Source organism: Lentilactobacillus parafarraginis DSM 18390 = JCM 14109, assembly GCF_001435895.1.
Lineage (GTDB): Bacteria > Bacillota > Bacilli > Lactobacillales > Lactobacillaceae > Lentilactobacillus > Lentilactobacillus parafarraginis.
This window is the reverse complement of the sequence record NZ_AZFZ01000015.1, coordinates 1-15247: the sequence shown is the minus strand read 5'-3', so window position 1 is coordinate 15247 and position 15247 is coordinate 1. Positions and strand designations below refer to the sequence as shown.

Here is a 15247-nt window from a genome sequence, read left to right as displayed (position 1 = left end):
CTCTGGCCCTTCATCCGTAAAAATTGCCAAAAGAAAAAGGCCCCTCACCGGGAACCCTTATTTTCTAACTGGCTACTTAAGCAGGTGTTACGTTAGCTGCTTGCAAACCACGGTCGCCCTTTTCAACATCAAGGGTAACTTTTTGACCTTCTTCAAGAGTCTTGAAGCCGTCGATGTTGATAGCTGAGAAGTGAACGAACACGTCTGAGCCGTTGTCGAGAGTGATGAAGCCGTAACCTTTGTCGCCATTAAACCATTTAACTGTACCTTGTTCCATAGAATGAAACCTCCGTGCGCTGTGCGCAATTTTAAATTTTGCATTTGATGAAACTTTTGAATACTTGGAGTCATTCTATGAAGAACGCCGTACCAAATTTCGAAGTCATAAATACATTAATGGTAACTATATACGCGTTTGCCCAAAATAGCAAGACTTAACGCTCGAATAATCAATTGAGCCAGCCAACGTTGAGGCGCAAACCTATACGGGGTATCATTTCGATGCTAAAAAATTAATTCTGACAAAGGGCCATCTGGTGAGAGAAACGTAGGTGGAGGTTGTTGCATACTACGATGCAATTAGTCACTGTAAAAAAATAAGTTTCATCACAAAATATCGGCACTTTAACATGGTGAACGACACGCGGTCAATGGTATGATAATAGTAATTATATTGAAAGTCAGTCGACTTAAAGATTTGGAGGAATTGGATGGCATTTGTTGGTGCAATCGCCCTAATTTTAATTACGACGTTAATCGCCGGTGCAATTAGTCAGCGGCTCTCAATGCCGGCCGTGATTGGTCAGCTGTTGGTCGGCGTGATTCTGGGGCCCGGGATCTTGGGCGTCCTTCAGAATACTGAATTGATGCACGTTGGTTCGGAAATTGGGGTCATCATTTTAATGTTTATTGCCGGAATTGAAAGTGATTTAGACCTGCTCAAGAAGTACTTCAAACCAGCCATGAACGTTGCGATGATCGGTGTCTTACTGCCGATGCTGGTGTTTTACGTCTATGGGCAAATGATGGGGCAAAGCTTTGAAAAGGCAATCTTTTGGGGCGTTATTTTTGCCGCCACCTCGGTCTCAATCAGTGTCGAGGTGCTCCGAGAGTTTGGCAGTCTCAATACCAAAGAAGGGGCGACGATTCTTGGCGCGGCGGTGGTCGACGATATTATCGCCGTTGTCCTGTTAAGTATCTTCGTCAGTACCTTCGGGGTGGGGGATGCCTCCGAAAGCAATCTGCTGATTTCAACCATTTGGCAGCTGCTGTATTTCGTTGGGGTGGTGATTGTCGTTAAATGGGTCACGCCGATTCTATTGAGAATCGCGCAACGGCTGCCGGTCCACGGGTCGGTGCCGATCATCTCGTTATTTCTATGTTTGGCGATGGCCTGGCTGGCCGACGCGATTGGCTTAAGCTCGGTGGTTGGCGCGTTTTTTGCCGGGGTTGCCGTGTCCCAAACCAAATTTCAGGATGAGGTATCTGACAGTGTCAGCTCGGTTGGCTACACCTTCTTCATCCCAATTTTCTTTGTCAGCATTGGTCTCGACATGGAATTTAGCGGCCTGCTGACCAACTTGGGATTTGTGATCATCATGACGCTGCTGGCGATTGCGACCAAATTATTTGGCGGCGCGCTTGGGGCAGTTATGACCAAGATGAACTGGCATTCCGCGCTGGCCATCGGTTCCGGGATGGTTTCGCGGGGTGAAATGGCGCTGATCATTGCCCAGATTGGGCTGTCGGCACACTTGCTGGCGAAAAATTTATATTCGGAAATCATTATTGTAATCGTTTTGTCAACCATTGTTGCTCCATTGCTATTAAAATGGACGTTGAAGCGAGTTAAGAAAAACCAGCCGCAAAAGGCTGAGTAGTTGAGAAATATTGGAGGGATGTATGATGGTCACTGAACACGCAAGCGGCGCGGTCGTTTATAATGTCTGGAAGGGTGAAATTTGTTACCTGCTGCTCCAAAGTGCCACCGATGACTTTTGGGGATTACCCAAAGGTCACGTGGAGGCGTATGAAAACTTGATCCAAACGGCGATTCGGGAGATTAAGGAAGAAACCAGCCTGGACACCCGAATTGATCCGGATTTTAAGCAGCAGATCGACTATGATATGAAGAATGGGCATCACAAAACCGTGACGTTCTTTGTCAGTAAGGTTGCCCCAGACGTTAAGGTGACCCGGCAGGTTGAGGAGATTAACTCATTTGGCTGGTTTAACTTCCAAGAGGCTTACGATAAGCTGACCTATGATAATTTGAAAAAATTATTGCAAGACGCTGACACGTATATCCGAAATAAAGAAGAGATCGGGGAGTAGGCCTATGAAAAATCGCGTTTTTGTCATTACCGGTGCTGCCGGCAGCGGAAAAACCACCGTTCGCAATTATTTGCATGAGCGCTATGGCATGCCCCGCGTCATTACCCATACGACGCGGCCCGCACGGGAAAACGAAGTCAACGGCGTCGACTATTATTTTGAGACGGAAACGTCATTTTTCAAGCGTCACTATCTAGAGTCTGTTACCTATGCCGGGCACCACTATGGGTCTTCGTATGAAGGCTTACAGAGCGCGTGGCACAAAAATCCAGACGCGACAATCGTCCTGGACGGGGCTGGCGCGGTCACTTATAAGCAAAAGCTGGGCGATCAGGCAGTCATTATTTTCTTAAGAGTCGGCAATCCTGACGAACTGGTCAGGCGAATGCAAACCCGCGGTGACGATACCACCATGGTGGCAAAGCGGGTGAAGAGCCAGGAATATGCCCGTGATTTACAGATGCCCCGTCAGTTAGTGGGCAGGGCCTATGAAATTGTGAACACGGATCTGGCCCAGACAAAGGCCAAGATTGATCAAATTGTTGCCAAATACGTGGACTAACGGTGTTTCGTTTGTTGTTGACGCTGTTTTATGGTAGTATCATTTAAATAGTAATTATTACTAGTGAGGCACTGGCCGACAACGAACGCAATCGAAAAAGTAAGGGTGATTTTAATGCCTGCAGCAATGGAACAAGCAACTCATTTATTAAAAGATAATAATTTAAAAATTACCAAGCAACGAAAAGCAATGCTGGAATATTTGGTTGATACGGCTTCAAAGCGCTATATTGACGTTACCAGCATCGATGATTTTATGCGGCAATCATTTCCTAAGATGAGCCACAATACCATTTATCGCAACATCTCTGAATTTGCTGATCTCGGAATTGTTGAACGTCAGATTCAAGGCGACCGGGCATCCGTCAAATTTCAGTGTGACTTTCAACACGAACATCACCATCACTTCATCTGTAGCAACTGCGGCAAGGTGATTGAATTAAAGGACTGTCCTCTAAGCGATGAGATCACCTCCCAGCTCGCGGGCTGTGAAGTGACTGGACACCTCTTTCAAATTTATGGCTTGTGTCCGGAGTGCGCTAACTTAAAGAATAATTAACCAATTCTTCAGGTTTCGTTGACCTAAATGTGCGATAATATGGTTTACTAATTTGAGATAGGGAGTTTTTGGAATGGATAATCGAATTCCACCATTAGTAACGCCATTTGCAATTTTATCGATTTCATTGGCCCTCGGTGCGACAAATATCGTGGCCAACAAAGTGACCTCGACAAATGAAGGGACGCCCACCACGACCCAAACCACAAATCAGAAGAACGTGTCGAATTCAATTTACGGCAAGACCACTAAGAAACCGACCCAGACCGATAAGGAAAAGGCGAAGGAATCTTCTGAAAAGGCTGCCAAGGAGTCGTCGGAAAAGGCGAAGGAATCTTCACTGAAAGAAAAGCAGAAGGAATCCTCTTCGGCAGAGAAAGCGTCATCTGACGCCAACGAGAGTAGTAGCAATACTGACGATACAACGACCGGCAACACCGGCACGACGACCACAAAGAAGTCGGGAACGACAAATTCGAATACTGGGACGACCAACAAGTCGACCGGAACCACGAAGAAGTCGACCAATACCGGTAATACTGGAAATACCGGGACAACAACCGGCAACAATACCACCACTAACAAATCGACCGGGAATACCGGTACCACTGGGAATACCGGTGATACCGGGACGACCACGAATAATGATCAGGGAAATACCACCACTAACAACGATACCGGCGCAACTCAACAGACGACGGGAGGTAATGAATAATGTTTAGCTTTTTAGACATGATTAACCATTACCTTGGCTACTTCAACATTAACGTCACCGTTAAAAGCCGTATTTATACTGTGTTGGGATTTCTCGGCAACATGTATCTGTTCTACATTAGTTTCCGGTTCCTTCAGAATGGTTACTACGATCGTGGTGCGCTGATTTTGCTGGTCTCAATTGTGCTGTTCTACTTTCTGGTTTGTAATTTCTTCTATTACTTCACCAAGAAACAGCCGTGGTTCGACATTTCGCCGAAGTTAGCGCGGGCATTACATTTGCAGCCTCACGAGAAGGAAATTCAGGCGAATTCTAAAATGGGCAATACAACGATTCAGGAACCCCAGAATCGCCGAGGAAATGCTGCCAACGGGATCTTCGACGATGCCCATGTATTGCCGGCGAAGCTTGATGTTTCGCCGATTCAACAGGATAATTTGAATCGCTTAGTTGCTCAGATGCAGCAACGGCAGCTGTTTACCGCTGATTATGACGGCATGAATGATCGGAAGATCTATGAATTACTGAAGATTAATGGCGGTAAGCCGCTGTACGCAATTGGCAAGGGTGTCATGATGCCATACTTTGAGATGCGAAAAGAAGGCAGTTCGCTGGTTGTTTACTGTGGCTTGAACCAGGCGGACGTCTATCCGGTGGGCGTGATCAAACGAGTCGGCTTGCAGTCCATTCGGTCGGTCGACCTTTCGGATTTGAAGCTGTACTTGGCATCCGTCGAACTCTTTGGTGGGCCATACAAAGAGATTGGCCGATCCAGCGTGTTGGAACACCAACAGGACTATACTCTGCGGGCGGCTGTCGCCTATAAACGGGTCTAATGAAGTTAACTAAATCATTAATAGATGTCATTGGGTGATGATCAATCAATAGTTGGTCATCACTTTTTTATTGTCCGCGAAAGTTATCCGCTGATCCAAATAAGTTCCCCAGCCATCTTAAAGAATGCGGTCAGTCATTTGGAGGGGTCACAAAAGGCCGGTAATACGTTACAATGGATAAAGTAATCGCTTTCAATTAACTCGTTTGAAATGGGGAATCATGATGACAACGAAGCAATCCATTGACTTGGCGGCAATTGACCAACGCTTAAATCGCTTTTCAAAAATTGTTAACTCAAAGCAACCATTGCGACCGGTGAAGAAGGGGGAGTCCATCCGAACTGGGGTTGATCTGGGAACCTCATCAATTGTTCTGACCGTACTGGATCACGATAATCAGATGCTTTACGGCACCTTTGAATATGCTGATGCGGTTCGCGATGGGGTGGTGGTGAACTACCTAGACTCGGTGAAAATTCTGACCAGACTCAAGCAGCGCGCTGAGCACGTTCTGGGGGTTAATTTAACAACCGCGTGCGGGGCAATTCCTCCTGGAACGGGGAAGGGCAGTGCCAAAGTGGTCGCCAACGTGATTGAGTCAGCGGAAATGGCCTGCCGAAATGTGGTTGATGAGCCAACCGCTGCGGCCACCTTTTTGAATCTTAAGACCGGGACGGTTGTGGATATTGGCGGTGGCACGACCGGGATCAGTGTCTTTAATCGCGGCAAGCTCACCCAGGTGGTCGATGAACCCACCGGCGGCTATCACATGACACTGGTGATTGGCGGCAATTATGGGATCGAGTCATCGGCTGCCGAAGCGCTCAAGCGTGACGCCAGTCGGGAGGCGGAAATCTTCCCACTGATTCGGCCGGTTGTCGAGAAGATGGCGACAATCGTCAAGAATACCGTTGGGGCAGATATCAAGCAACCAGTGATCGTGGTTGGCGGCGCGGTTAACTTTGCTGACTTTGTCCCAACCTTTAGTGACGTTCTCGGCGTCCCTGTATACAAGCCGACGTTTCCACAGTATATTACCCCGCTTGGAATCGCGATGGACGATCATGACTGAGTTTCACTTGGTTTTCAACGTGGTGAAATTGAATTGCCAAAAATGAATAATCAAGATCCGGTGATTGTTGTGGTTGCCGGCTTTTTAAATGGCGGTCAATCCGACTGCCATTTATTTTTAGCGCACCTGCTTTTCTTTTCAGGAAAAATCCTGTAAAATTGTTATACATTAGACTTCATTAACCAAATTGATGCTTTTCACATTTTTAAGATTCAGTTTTAATCGCCAGTTTTTAGGGTTGAAAAATCGGGTGAATCCAGGCCATTATCAGATCGTGAAACATCCGATAACTTGTTTATAAATTTTTATATTACAATTTTTTGACCTGTTGTAATTTTTAACCTAAACTGGAAGTAGATTCATTCTTAGACAATTCTCATATTGTCAATTATTGGAGGAAAATGACATGGCAATGATCGAATTTAAAGATGTACAGAAGTACTACGGCGAGTTCCATGCGCTTAAGGACATCAACTTGAAGATTGATGCTGGCGAGACGGTGGTGCTCATCGGCCCTTCAGGCTCTGGGAAGTCGACATTAATTCGAACGGTTAACGGATTGGAAAGAATCCAAGAGGGGCAGTTAATCGTTAATGGGCAGGATTTGGCAAATCGGAAGACCGATATTAACCGAATTCGCAAGAACGTTGGCATGGTATTCCAGCATTTTAATCTCTATGTAAATAAGACGGTTCTGGAAAATATTATGCTGGCACCCCGGATTGTTCTGAAGCGTAATGAAGATGAAAATCGGAAGATCGCTTACGAATTGCTGGATCAAGTTGGTCTTCGCAGTCAGGCCGAAAAATTACCGGCCCAGCTTTCAGGTGGTCAGCAGCAGCGAATTGCGATTGCCCGTTCCTTGGCAATGCGACCAAAGTGCCTGTTGTTTGATGAACCAACCAGCGCGTTGGATCCTGAAATGATTGACGATGTTTTGAACGTTATGAAGGACATCGCCCGTAACTCCGATATGACCCTGCTGGTTGTGACTCACGAAATGGGATTTGCTCGTGAAGTTGCCAACCGAGTGGTCTTTATGGACGATGGTCGAATCCTTGAAGACGATACCAGTGAGAAGTTCTTTGACGGCGAACCCACCAATGAACGTGCCCGCCAATTTCTTGGGAAAATTATTACTCACTAAAACGTCGGATTGGAGGAAACATCATGAAAAAGATCTTATCAAAGATTGGATTGGTGTTCGCCTTACTCATCATGGTGGTTTCCCTGGGAGCCTGCAGTCAAAGCAGTTCTGGGGCAAAGCGCGATGTGCTGAAAGACGACAAGCAATCCAACACTATTACGTGGGGTGTTAAAGCGGACACCAAGCTGTTTGGCTTGATGGAAGTGAAGGATAACAGAATTAAGGGATTTGAAGTTGATCTTGCCAAGGCAATGACCAAGCAGATCCTGGGCAAAAATGGTAAGGCCCGCTTCATTCAGGTTACCAGTCAGACACGGATGCCGTTACTGGCAAATGGGAATATTGATGCCATTATGGCAACGATGACCATCACTCCAGAACGGGCTAAACAAGTTGACTTTACACGGTCCTACTTTGATGCCGGCCAAGCCATTCTTGTTAAGAATGGCAGCCCCATTAAGAACGTCAAAGGATTAAATCATAAGGGCGCCGTGGTGCTTGGCGTTGTTGGTTCCAACTCCGTTCAAAATATTAAGAAGTTTGCCCCTAAGGCTAGAGTGCTTCAGCTTTCAGATTATTCACAGGCGCTGACCGCTTTGAAGTCTGGCCAGGGGGATGCGTTAACCACTGATAACGGGATTCTTTACGGGATGTCAATTGAAAATCCCGGTTATTCAGTTGTCGGCGGCACCTTCACCAAGGAACCATACGGGATTGCAACCGCTAAGGGTCAAAAGCCCCTTCACAACGCTATGAATAACGCGTTGACCAAGGTTGAAAATTCTGGCCAGTACAATAAGCTCATTTACAAGTGGTTCCACAACGTGCGGGGCTTTGATATGAAGGGGGCAGAACGATGATAAGTATTTTCCAAAACTATGGCGGTGAATTACTGACCGGCTTGGGCCAGACACTCCTCTGCAGTATCATTGCGTTGTTCTTCGCATTAATTATTGGGTCAATCTTTGCAATTATGGAAACTGTCCCTAATAAGGCCGCTCGGATTATCGCCCGGGTATACATTGAAGTTTTTCGGAATATTCCACTGCTGGTTATTACCATGTTCTTCTACGTGGTTATTCCAATGTACGTCGTTAAGATCAGTGGCTTTGCTTCCGGAACCATTGGCTTGACGCTGTATTCATCCGCGTTTATTGCCGAAACGGTGCGGTCAGGAATCCAATCCGTTGATCCTGGTCAAATGGAAGGATCGCGAGCCAACGGCCTTTCATTCTGGCAGGCAATGCGGTATATTATCCTGCCACAGGCGTTTCGGTACGTTATCCCGCCATTGGGCAACCAGTTCATTAACCTGGTTAAGAACTCATCGGTCTTGGCCTTTGTTGCCGGGTTTGATTTGATGTATCAAGGAAACGTGATTGCATCTGACTCGCTGCAGAGTATGAGTACTTACCTGTGCGTTGGGTTATTGTACTTAATCTTAACCCTGCCGTTGAGTTACTACATGCGCTACCTTGAAAAGAAATTGGCCTAAAGGAGGAATTTAAACATGTTAACTGTCTTAGGTGCATATTCATGGGTTAATATCAAGTTCCTTCTTGAGGGAGCCTGGGTAACGGTGTTTGTTTCAGTCCTTTCAATTATCCTGAGTTACATTTTCGGGATTATTTTAGGGGTTATCCGTTACGTAAAAATTAAGTATTTGTCAGCGATTGTCGGCTTTGTGATTGATATCATCCGTAACCTGCCGTTGATCTTAATTCTCTTCTTCACTTACTTCGGGTTGCCACATATTGGTTTCAAGCCGGATCCGATTTGGGCGTCAGTGATCGCCATGGCGGTTTTCGAATCGATGATGGTGGCCGAAATTGTCCGGGCCGGGATTGCGTCAATTCCAGTTGGCCAAATGGAAGGGGCTCGCGCCAACGGGCTGAGTTATTGGCAAGCATTGAGATACATTGTTTTGCCGCAAGCGATTCGGAATATGATTCCCGCAATCGTGAGTCAGTTCATTTCATTGGTTAAGGATACCTCACTGGCAACCATCATTGTGCTGCCGGATTTGATGAACCATGCTCAGATTATTTACGGGCAAAATACGAATTACACGATTCCAATGTTCTTGGCCCTGGCGGTTATGTACTTTGTGGTTTGTTACTCGCTGTCCCTGCTTTCCAGATACTTGGAGAAACGGATTGGCGGCAACAACAGCAAGAAGCATGACCATGCGGTTGAACAGGCAATCGAGAATGGCAGCGATGCTTAAGGCGGATGGTTCGTTGATAATCATCGTTAAATAAACCGCAAAATGGTGTTTTGGATAAAGCGTTCTTTATCCGAAACACCATTTTTGAGTTAAACAACAAGTTAGTCAATCACTTCAATTTCTTGAACATCGGTAAACCGGGTCATCTGCTTGATGAACCCGTTTGGATTAACCTTCTTTTTTAGCCGTACGGTAATTGCCAGCGTGAACGATTCCGGATCATATTTCAAAATCCGCATTTGGCTGTTCAGGCCACCAATTTCTTTCAGGCGGGATGGCAGCTGGTCCATGGCCGTTAATTGGCCGCTTAGGGTTACTTCCATACGCAGTAGGGATCGGTTCGGATACCTCTTGAGGGCCCGAATCCGCCGAACAATGACTTGGGTAATCAGAATACAGCCGGTTCCGGCAATGCCGATGACGTACATGTCGGCTCCAATCGCAAGGCCAATGGCGGCAGTGGCCCACAAGCCAGCTGCGGTTGTCAGGCCGTCAATTTGATTGTTCCGGGTCATGATGGCCCCGGCACCAATAAACCCAATTCCGGTAACCACGCCGGCGGCAATTCGGGAGGGGTCCAAACCAATGCTGGAATGGCCGGCAACGTCGAAGAAACCGTATTTTGAAATAAGCATGAACAATGCCGAACCAACGGCAACGAGCATGTGGGTCCGAATCCCGGCCGTTTTAAGGCGCACTTTTCGTTCAAACCCGACCATGCCGCCACAGATTGCCGCAACGACCAACCGGAGAATCCATTCTAATTGATAAAGCGTAAAGCTCACGCGACCACCTCCTAATAAGCGTTACAGCACTATCCCTATGATAACCAATTTTGATGGAAACTTCTAAAATTAGCTTTGGGATTATCATCCCGGCGGGTTCGCTGACTTCTCAATCCTGTGATATGATTGGATTAATCACTTAAAATGGCGTAAGAAGGATGGGGCATATGGCTGCAACAATTAAAGACATTGCACGTTTAGCGGGGGTGTCGCCCTCGACGGTATCACGAGTTTTATCAAATCAGGTGGAATTCTACTCGGAAAAAACGGCGAAAAAGGTCAAGAAGGCCGCCACGAAACTGGGTTACCGGCGAAATGTCGGCGCCGTTGAATTGGTGACCCGCAAAAGTAACGTCATTGCGGTCATCGTGAGTTCGGTGCAGACAAACTTTTCTGACCAAATTATTCAGGGGATTCAGGATGAAGCCGCCAAAAAAAGTTTGAGCGTCATTATCATTTATGCCGGCGGCTCAGACGCTGAACTGCAACGGCGGGCGATTGAGACGGTGATTGAAAGAGCCGTCCGGGCCATTCTTTTGGTAGCGATTGACCTCAATCCGCAAAATGATGACTTGCTGACAACCGCGAATATTCCGTATCTATTTCTGTCGATGCGCTTTTCTGATCGGCCGTTTCCGTTCATTACGTCGGATGATTTTCAAATTGGCTATCAGGGAACCCAATATCTCATTAATAAGGGCCACCGCCAAATTGGGTTAGCGGCCACTGATTTGGAATCGCTGATTGGCCAGATGCGGGTTGCCGGCTACCGAAAGGCCATGACTGAAAACCAGCTGCCGATTGATCCGCACTGGATTGACGACGGCGAATTCACGTATGAAGATGGCGCTCGGGCGATGCGATCCTATGCAAAAATGGCGGTAACCGCCGCGGTTGCCTCCAGTGATTTGGCAGCGATTGGGATGCTCAATCAAGCCGCTGATTTGAAGATTAAGGTGCCCAGCGACTTCGCGATTGTCAGCGTTGACGGCACGAATTTGTGTTCAATTGTGCGCCCAAAGCTCACCAGCGTGACCCAGTCATTTTATCAAATGGGGGCCACGGGCCTGCAAACCTTGCTTTCACCGCGCCTCAAGCAGTTTAAATCCAGCTATACCCCGATCCAAATCGACGAACGACAGAGCAGCTAGCTGATTGTTGAGTGATAATGATTGCGGTTATCTCATCATTCTTTCAGCTAACCGGTCTTGAAGGGCATAACTGAGTAAGTGAATACTCTTCATGGCAATTCGATCCATGAAGCGAACCTGGTAGCGATTTTTCGGTCGTTTAGTACTTATTGCCTTGATAATGGTCCTTGAAACGTCTGCGGTTGTTTGGGTCGGTTTAGTGATCAGCTGCGCCTGCCGCTCGGCCATTTGCCGATAAGGGGAGCTTTTTGGCGTAACGCTTAACATTTTATCGATGGTAATGCGCGCCCAGTTCGTATTTGTAATGCTAGGCTCAACAATGACCACTTTAATGTTGAATTGCTTGAGTTCCAACCTCAGGACGTCACTCATTGTTTCCAAAGCGTGTTTTGAGATATAGTACCAGCCAGCTAACGCCGAGTAGGATTGTCCGGCCAGCGATGAAATGTTGATGATCCGTCCGCACTTTTCCGAATTAACGGGAGGATCACTTGGATCAGATCGACAATGCCCAGTAAATTAACATCTAATTGATTTCGGGCTTCTGCCAGCGGGACCTCTTCAAGGGCGCCAAATGCCCCATATCCCGCCGCGTTAACCAAACCATCAACATGGGAATATTGATCTGAAATGGCCGTGACAAAGTGGGCGATACTTGCATGACTGGTGATATCGAGGTTCATGGTTGTGATATTTTGATGATTCGATAACGCCTGATCGTTTTCGATCGTTCGGGCTGCGCCAATCACTTGGACCCCCTGATTGGCTAAATCTAATGCGGTTTGGCGACCAATTCCGGATGAGGCGCCAGTGATAACAACTATTTTTTTCATTTGTAAGCTCGCTCCTTGATTAACAAATTAAAGTCATTTATTATTAGTGATAGGTCTATCGTCAATAACTATAGCGATAGACCTATCACTTGTCAAATGATTAACCCATGAATAAAGAGGCGAATCTAGTTGAAGGTTAAAAGTACCGTCTTGCGGCAAACGATCTTGAACGCGACAACTGACATGATCGTGAAGGGTGGAATTGGCGCCGTGTCGACGGTTAAGGTTGCGCGATTATCCGCAACCACTCAGTCAAATATCTATTCTTATTTTCCGAATAAACAGGCATTATTACTGGCAGTTTTTGCGTATCACCAGCAGCAGATGATCGGGGCACTATCCCCGTTGATTTCGGATACTCTGACGCCAAAGGCTCAAGTCACTGCGTTTGTGAAGGGAACCGCTGAATTCGGCTTGGCGCACCCGGAGACCATTCAGGTAATCGCAAGCTTTCGAAGCCAACCGGATTTACGAACAAAATTACCAACGATTGCGGAGAGCAAGTTCTTTTCCGACTTGTTTAAACAATTAGCGACTTATCAAGCCAAGGGGATCATTCGCCATATGGACTTGGCGTTTCTGGCTGACAGTGTTTTTTTGATTATTTCTAACTTTGTCCTGACAACTCAGTTAGACCAAAATTCACCGGCACCAGTATCGATTGATGAATTGATCGATTTAATTGGTCATTTGTTGTTTCGATCCAATTCAGAGCCGGAAACTAGGGGGTAATTTGGAAAACACGAGCCAAGTCGGTCTGCTGCCCCAATGAATCACGGTACAAAAATATCGCCACCATTCAAAATTGGGCTTTTGAATGATGGCGATACTTTTTGAAATTTTTGAATGACCATGTGATTGATAAATTTTCTAACTATGAACGAAAGTCTGAAATTGGTAATTACACCACTAGTTCTGACCCTTTACTGATGAAGAATCCGATTGGTCGTCATCCTCTTCAATGGGGGCATCTTCATTTTTGGCTTCAACGATGCCGTGTTTTTTAGTTTCGTAATAGAAGACCGGAACCCCAACGGCAACGAAGATGAATGACGTCAATACGCCTGGCAGGTCGGAAGCAATTTCACTCACGATAACAAATAGCGATCCGAAGATGGCGATGATTGGCGTGATTGGGAAGAATGGCGTCGAGAATACCCGGTGCTGGTTCGGGTTGCGCTTCCGCAGCAGGAAGACGCCGACAAATGCCATGACGTAGAAGCAGTAAACCGTGAAGATACAAAGTTCTGACAGCCGATCGGCATTTGAGAAGATGATCATGATTGCAACAATGATCAGTTCAGCAATGGTTGAAAAGATTGGCGTGTGGGACTTTGGATGCAGGTAAGCCAGCGTCTTTGAGAATGGTAATTGATTGCGCTTAGCCATGGCGTACATGATTCGGGGGAACGTCATGATTTTCCCGTTCATACAGCCGACAATTGAAATGATGATCCCAATACTGAGAATTTTGCCGCCAATGTTGCCAAAAGCGGTGGTGGCGATAAATGGAATGGCGCCGGTCCCCATGCTGTGGATTTTTTCAGCGGGAATGGCCCGGTAAACGCCGTAGGATACTAAAAGATAAATTGCGAGAACGGCAAGGATCCCAAAAGTAATGGCTTGGGGTAATAGCTTTCTCGGGTTCTTGATTTCACCACCCAGGTTGGCAATTAAGATCCAGCCATCAAAGGCAAATAACGTTGCCAGAATTGCGACCCCGAAGTTTCCGGCTGATTGATGCACTTCTGAAATGCTTTGGCCCAGGGCGCCCTGCTTGCCAAAGAACAGGCCGAAGATAATCAAGGCAGCGACTGGGACCAGCTTACACAACGTCGTGATAATGGCGAAGGTTGCGCCGTACCGGTTGGAAAATAGGTTCAAAATGCCGACCAGGATAATTGTCCCGATGGCGATTAATGCGTTATATCGACTTGGAAATCCGAAAAAGTCAGATAATAAAATAGCTAGATAAGCGCCCAGTGAGGCAATCATTGCCGGGCCGTAGATGATAATCTGCATCCAGCCGGAAAGAAATCCCCAGATGCGGCCATAGATTTTTTCCATGTAGACATATAGACCACCGGTTTCCGGCATCTGTGAGGCAATTTCAGCGATGGTTAAACCAGCGGTAATCGTTAAGATACCGCCTGCCAGCCATGCCAGAAGACCCATTGTGGTTGAGCCGGCGTCATCTAGTACGGCTGATTGACGGACGAAGACACCGGCACCGATGATCGTTCCGATCACCAGCGATAACGCGGACCAGAGACCGAGGTCCCGGTCAAGCGAAACTTGTTTTTGTTGTTTCATTGAAGTTCTTCCTCTCTGTAGGTCGCGAATTAGACCAAAATCGTATCACAGAATAAATTGATGACGCAAGCATTGTTAATCAACTGGCTGAACGTAACGGCTAAACCGCTTAGCGTCAACTTCATTTAATTCAGCGGTGATTAACGTGCCGTTGGCGTCGTAATCGGTTTTAAGGACCGTGGCGTTGTCATTAAGATAGGAAACAACGTCGCCCTTATCAAATGGGATCATGAGTTGGAGAGTCTTGAAGTTCTTGAAGACCTTTTCCTTAATGATGGCGGTGAGCTCGACAAGTGATGTTTTGTCGGTGGCGGCCATGATCAGGTTATCGCCTTCCCGGGTGGGGTAAGGGGTCTCCATTTTGTCAGCCTTATTTAAAGCGACGACCATCGGGATGTTGTCAATGCCAATTTCCTTCAGGGTGTCCTCAGTGGTCTTAATCATCATGTCCCGATGAGGATCGGAATAATCGACCACTTGAATAAGCAGGTCAGCGTTGGCGGCTTCGGCCAAGGTTGATTTAAATGCTTGGACCAGCTGGTGAGGCAGTTGACTGACAAATCCGACGGTATCACTCAACAGAAATTTCTTCTGGTCTGGCAGTGTCAGCTTTCGTACCGAGGTGTCCAAAGTGGCGAACAGCATGTTTTTAACCAGAACCTGCTTGTCTTCATTTTCGCCCAATAAATTAGGGTCCGTCTGAAAACTTTATTT

General features: G+C 46.7%; 17 protein-coding genes and 2 pseudogenes. 14 read left to right on the top strand and 5 right to left on the bottom strand.

The genetic code is table 11. The features are described 5' to 3' along the window. Nucleotides 1–76: 76 nt before the first annotated feature. The gene (locus tag FD47_RS05290) at nt 77–277 is read right to left on the bottom strand and encodes a cold-shock protein (protein WP_008210390.1); all 201 of its coding nucleotides are present in this window, start codon (nt 275–277) and stop codon (nt 77–79) included. Nucleotides 278–710: 433 nt separating this feature from the next. Between FD47_RS05290 and FD47_RS05285 the strand changes: the two genes are divergently transcribed. From FD47_RS05285 to FD47_RS05235, 12 genes are all read left to right on the top strand, one after another. Continuing rightward, the gene (locus tag FD47_RS05285; RefSeq protein WP_008210391.1) at nt 711–1880 is read left to right on the top strand and encodes a cation:proton antiporter; all 1170 of its coding nucleotides are present in this window, start codon (nt 711–713) and stop codon (nt 1878–1880) included. A 25-nt stretch (nt 1881–1905) separates the two neighbouring features. Then, nucleotides 1906–2334, top strand: a complete 429-nt coding sequence (locus FD47_RS05280) for a bis(5'-nucleosyl)-tetraphosphatase (protein ID WP_040537450.1) — start codon at nt 1906–1908, stop codon at nt 2332–2334. Nucleotides 2335–2338: 4 nt separating this feature from the next. After that, nucleotides 2339–2896 carry a guanylate kinase gene (locus tag FD47_RS05275; protein ID WP_056980158.1) on the top strand — a complete coding sequence of 186 codons (558 nt, stop codon included), beginning with the start codon at nt 2339–2341 and terminating at the stop codon, nt 2894–2896. Between the two features lie 114 nt (nt 2897–3010). Beyond that, complete coding sequence (locus FD47_RS05270; RefSeq protein ID WP_054733659.1) at nt 3011–3454, top strand: Fur family transcriptional regulator; 444 nt, start codon at nt 3011–3013, stop codon at nt 3452–3454. 73 nt (nt 3455–3527) lie between these two features. After that, complete coding sequence (locus FD47_RS05265; RefSeq protein WP_054733656.1) at nt 3528–4169, top strand: hypothetical protein; 642 nt, start codon at nt 3528–3530, stop codon at nt 4167–4169. After that, complete coding sequence (locus FD47_RS05260; RefSeq protein ID WP_054733653.1) at nt 4169–5005, top strand: DUF6681 family protein; 837 nt, start codon at nt 4169–4171, stop codon at nt 5003–5005. The genes FD47_RS05265 and FD47_RS05260 overlap by 1 nt, the downstream gene beginning before the upstream one ends. A gap of 220 nt (nt 5006–5225) precedes the next feature. Further along, entirely contained in the window at nt 5226–6077 is an 852-nt protein-coding gene (gene eutJ / locus FD47_RS05255; RefSeq protein WP_054733651.1) for an ethanolamine utilization protein EutJ, read from the top strand. Between the two features lie 33 nt (nt 6078–6110). Next, a complete protein-coding gene (locus FD47_RS16080; RefSeq protein WP_263849864.1) occupies nt 6111–6233 on the top strand; it encodes a hypothetical protein in 123 nt (40 codons plus the stop codon). Between the two features lie 250 nt (nt 6234–6483). Then, nucleotides 6484–7224, top strand: coding sequence for an amino acid ABC transporter ATP-binding protein (locus FD47_RS05250; protein WP_054733648.1), 741 nt, complete (start codon nt 6484–6486; stop codon nt 7222–7224). A 23-nt stretch (nt 7225–7247) separates the two neighbouring features. After that, nucleotides 7248–8084, top strand: a complete 837-nt coding sequence (locus FD47_RS05245; RefSeq protein WP_054733646.1) for a transporter substrate-binding domain-containing protein — start codon at nt 7248–7250, stop codon at nt 8082–8084. Beyond that, nucleotides 8081–8719, top strand: a complete 639-nt coding sequence (locus tag FD47_RS05240; RefSeq protein WP_008210404.1) for an amino acid ABC transporter permease — start codon at nt 8081–8083, stop codon at nt 8717–8719. The genes FD47_RS05245 and FD47_RS05240 overlap by 4 nt, the downstream gene beginning before the upstream one ends. Nucleotides 8720–8734: 15 nt before the next feature. Further along, the gene (locus FD47_RS05235; RefSeq protein ID WP_008210406.1) at nt 8735–9451 is read left to right on the top strand and encodes an amino acid ABC transporter permease; all 717 of its coding nucleotides are present in this window, start codon (nt 8735–8737) and stop codon (nt 9449–9451) included. A gap of 101 nt (nt 9452–9552) precedes the next feature. Here FD47_RS05235 and FD47_RS05230 read toward each other — a convergent pair whose 3' ends face one another. After that, nucleotides 9553–10236 carry an MgtC/SapB family protein gene (locus FD47_RS05230; RefSeq protein ID WP_008210408.1) on the bottom strand — a complete coding sequence of 228 codons (684 nt, stop codon included), beginning with the start codon at nt 10234–10236 and terminating at the stop codon, nt 9553–9555. Nucleotides 10237–10403: 167 nt separating this feature from the next. Between FD47_RS05230 and FD47_RS05225 the strand changes: the two genes are divergently transcribed. Next, complete coding sequence (locus FD47_RS05225) at nt 10404–11387, top strand: LacI family DNA-binding transcriptional regulator (protein WP_054733643.1); 984 nt, start codon at nt 10404–10406, stop codon at nt 11385–11387. A 27-nt stretch (nt 11388–11414) separates the two neighbouring features. Here the strand turns inward: FD47_RS05225 and FD47_RS05220 are convergent. Further along, nucleotides 11415–12220: pseudogene (locus FD47_RS05220) on the bottom strand (SDR family NAD(P)-dependent oxidoreductase). 129 nt (nt 12221–12349) lie between these two features. On the opposite strand from FD47_RS05220, the gene FD47_RS05215 reads away from it, so the two are divergent. After that, nucleotides 12350–12952 (top strand): TetR/AcrR family transcriptional regulator, encoded by a 603-nt coding sequence (locus FD47_RS05215; RefSeq protein ID WP_054733641.1) that lies wholly within the window; start codon nt 12350–12352, stop codon nt 12950–12952. A gap of 177 nt (nt 12953–13129) precedes the next feature. On the opposite strand, the gene FD47_RS05210 is transcribed toward FD47_RS05215, so the two are convergent. Together FD47_RS05210 and FD47_RS05205 are read right to left on the bottom strand one after the other, a co-directional pair. Next, nucleotides 13130–14533, bottom strand: a complete 1404-nt coding sequence (locus FD47_RS05210) for an APC family permease (RefSeq protein WP_056980156.1) — start codon at nt 14531–14533, stop codon at nt 13130–13132. 75 nt (nt 14534–14608) lie between these two features. Next, nucleotides 14609–15223, bottom strand: a pseudogene (locus tag FD47_RS05205) (GTPase); the annotation flags it as partial. Nucleotides 15224–15247: the final 24 nt, after the last annotated feature.

What these genes read in the sequence shown, in the direction of transcription:
- FD47_RS05280 (WP_040537450.1), top strand. Translation starts at nt 1,906, where the DNA reads ATGGTCACTGAACACGCAAGCGGCGCGGTCGTTTATAATGTCTGGAAG.
- FD47_RS05265 (WP_054733656.1), top strand. Translation starts at nt 3,528, where the DNA reads ATGGATAATCGAATTCCACCATTAGTAACGCCATTTGCAATTTTATCG.
- FD47_RS05245 (WP_054733646.1), top strand. Translation starts at nt 7,248, where the DNA reads ATGAAAAAGATCTTATCAAAGATTGGATTGGTGTTCGCCTTACTCATC.
- FD47_RS05225 (WP_054733643.1), top strand. Translation starts at nt 10,404, where the DNA reads ATGGCTGCAACAATTAAAGACATTGCACGTTTAGCGGGGGTGTCGCCC.
- FD47_RS05210 (WP_056980156.1), bottom strand. Translation starts at nt 14,533, where the DNA reads ATGAAACAACAAAAACAAGTTTCGCTTGACCGGGACCTCGGTCTCTGG.
- eutJ (WP_054733651.1), top strand. Translation starts at nt 5,226, where the DNA reads ATGATGACAACGAAGCAATCCATTGACTTGGCGGCAATTGACCAACGC.
- FD47_RS05285 (WP_008210391.1), top strand. Translation starts at nt 711, where the DNA reads ATGGCATTTGTTGGTGCAATCGCCCTAATTTTAATTACGACGTTAATC.
- FD47_RS05290 (WP_008210390.1), bottom strand. Translation starts at nt 277, where the DNA reads ATGGAACAAGGTACAGTTAAATGGTTTAATGGCGACAAAGGTTACGGC.
- FD47_RS05240 (WP_008210404.1), top strand. Translation starts at nt 8,081, where the DNA reads ATGATAAGTATTTTCCAAAACTATGGCGGTGAATTACTGACCGGCTTG.
- FD47_RS05260 (WP_054733653.1), top strand. Translation starts at nt 4,169, where the DNA reads ATGTTTAGCTTTTTAGACATGATTAACCATTACCTTGGCTACTTCAAC.
- FD47_RS05275 (WP_056980158.1), top strand. Translation starts at nt 2,339, where the DNA reads ATGAAAAATCGCGTTTTTGTCATTACCGGTGCTGCCGGCAGCGGAAAA.
- FD47_RS05250 (WP_054733648.1), top strand. Translation starts at nt 6,484, where the DNA reads ATGGCAATGATCGAATTTAAAGATGTACAGAAGTACTACGGCGAGTTC.
- FD47_RS05235 (WP_008210406.1), top strand. Translation starts at nt 8,735, where the DNA reads ATGTTAACTGTCTTAGGTGCATATTCATGGGTTAATATCAAGTTCCTT.
- FD47_RS05270 (WP_054733659.1), top strand. Translation starts at nt 3,011, where the DNA reads ATGCCTGCAGCAATGGAACAAGCAACTCATTTATTAAAAGATAATAAT.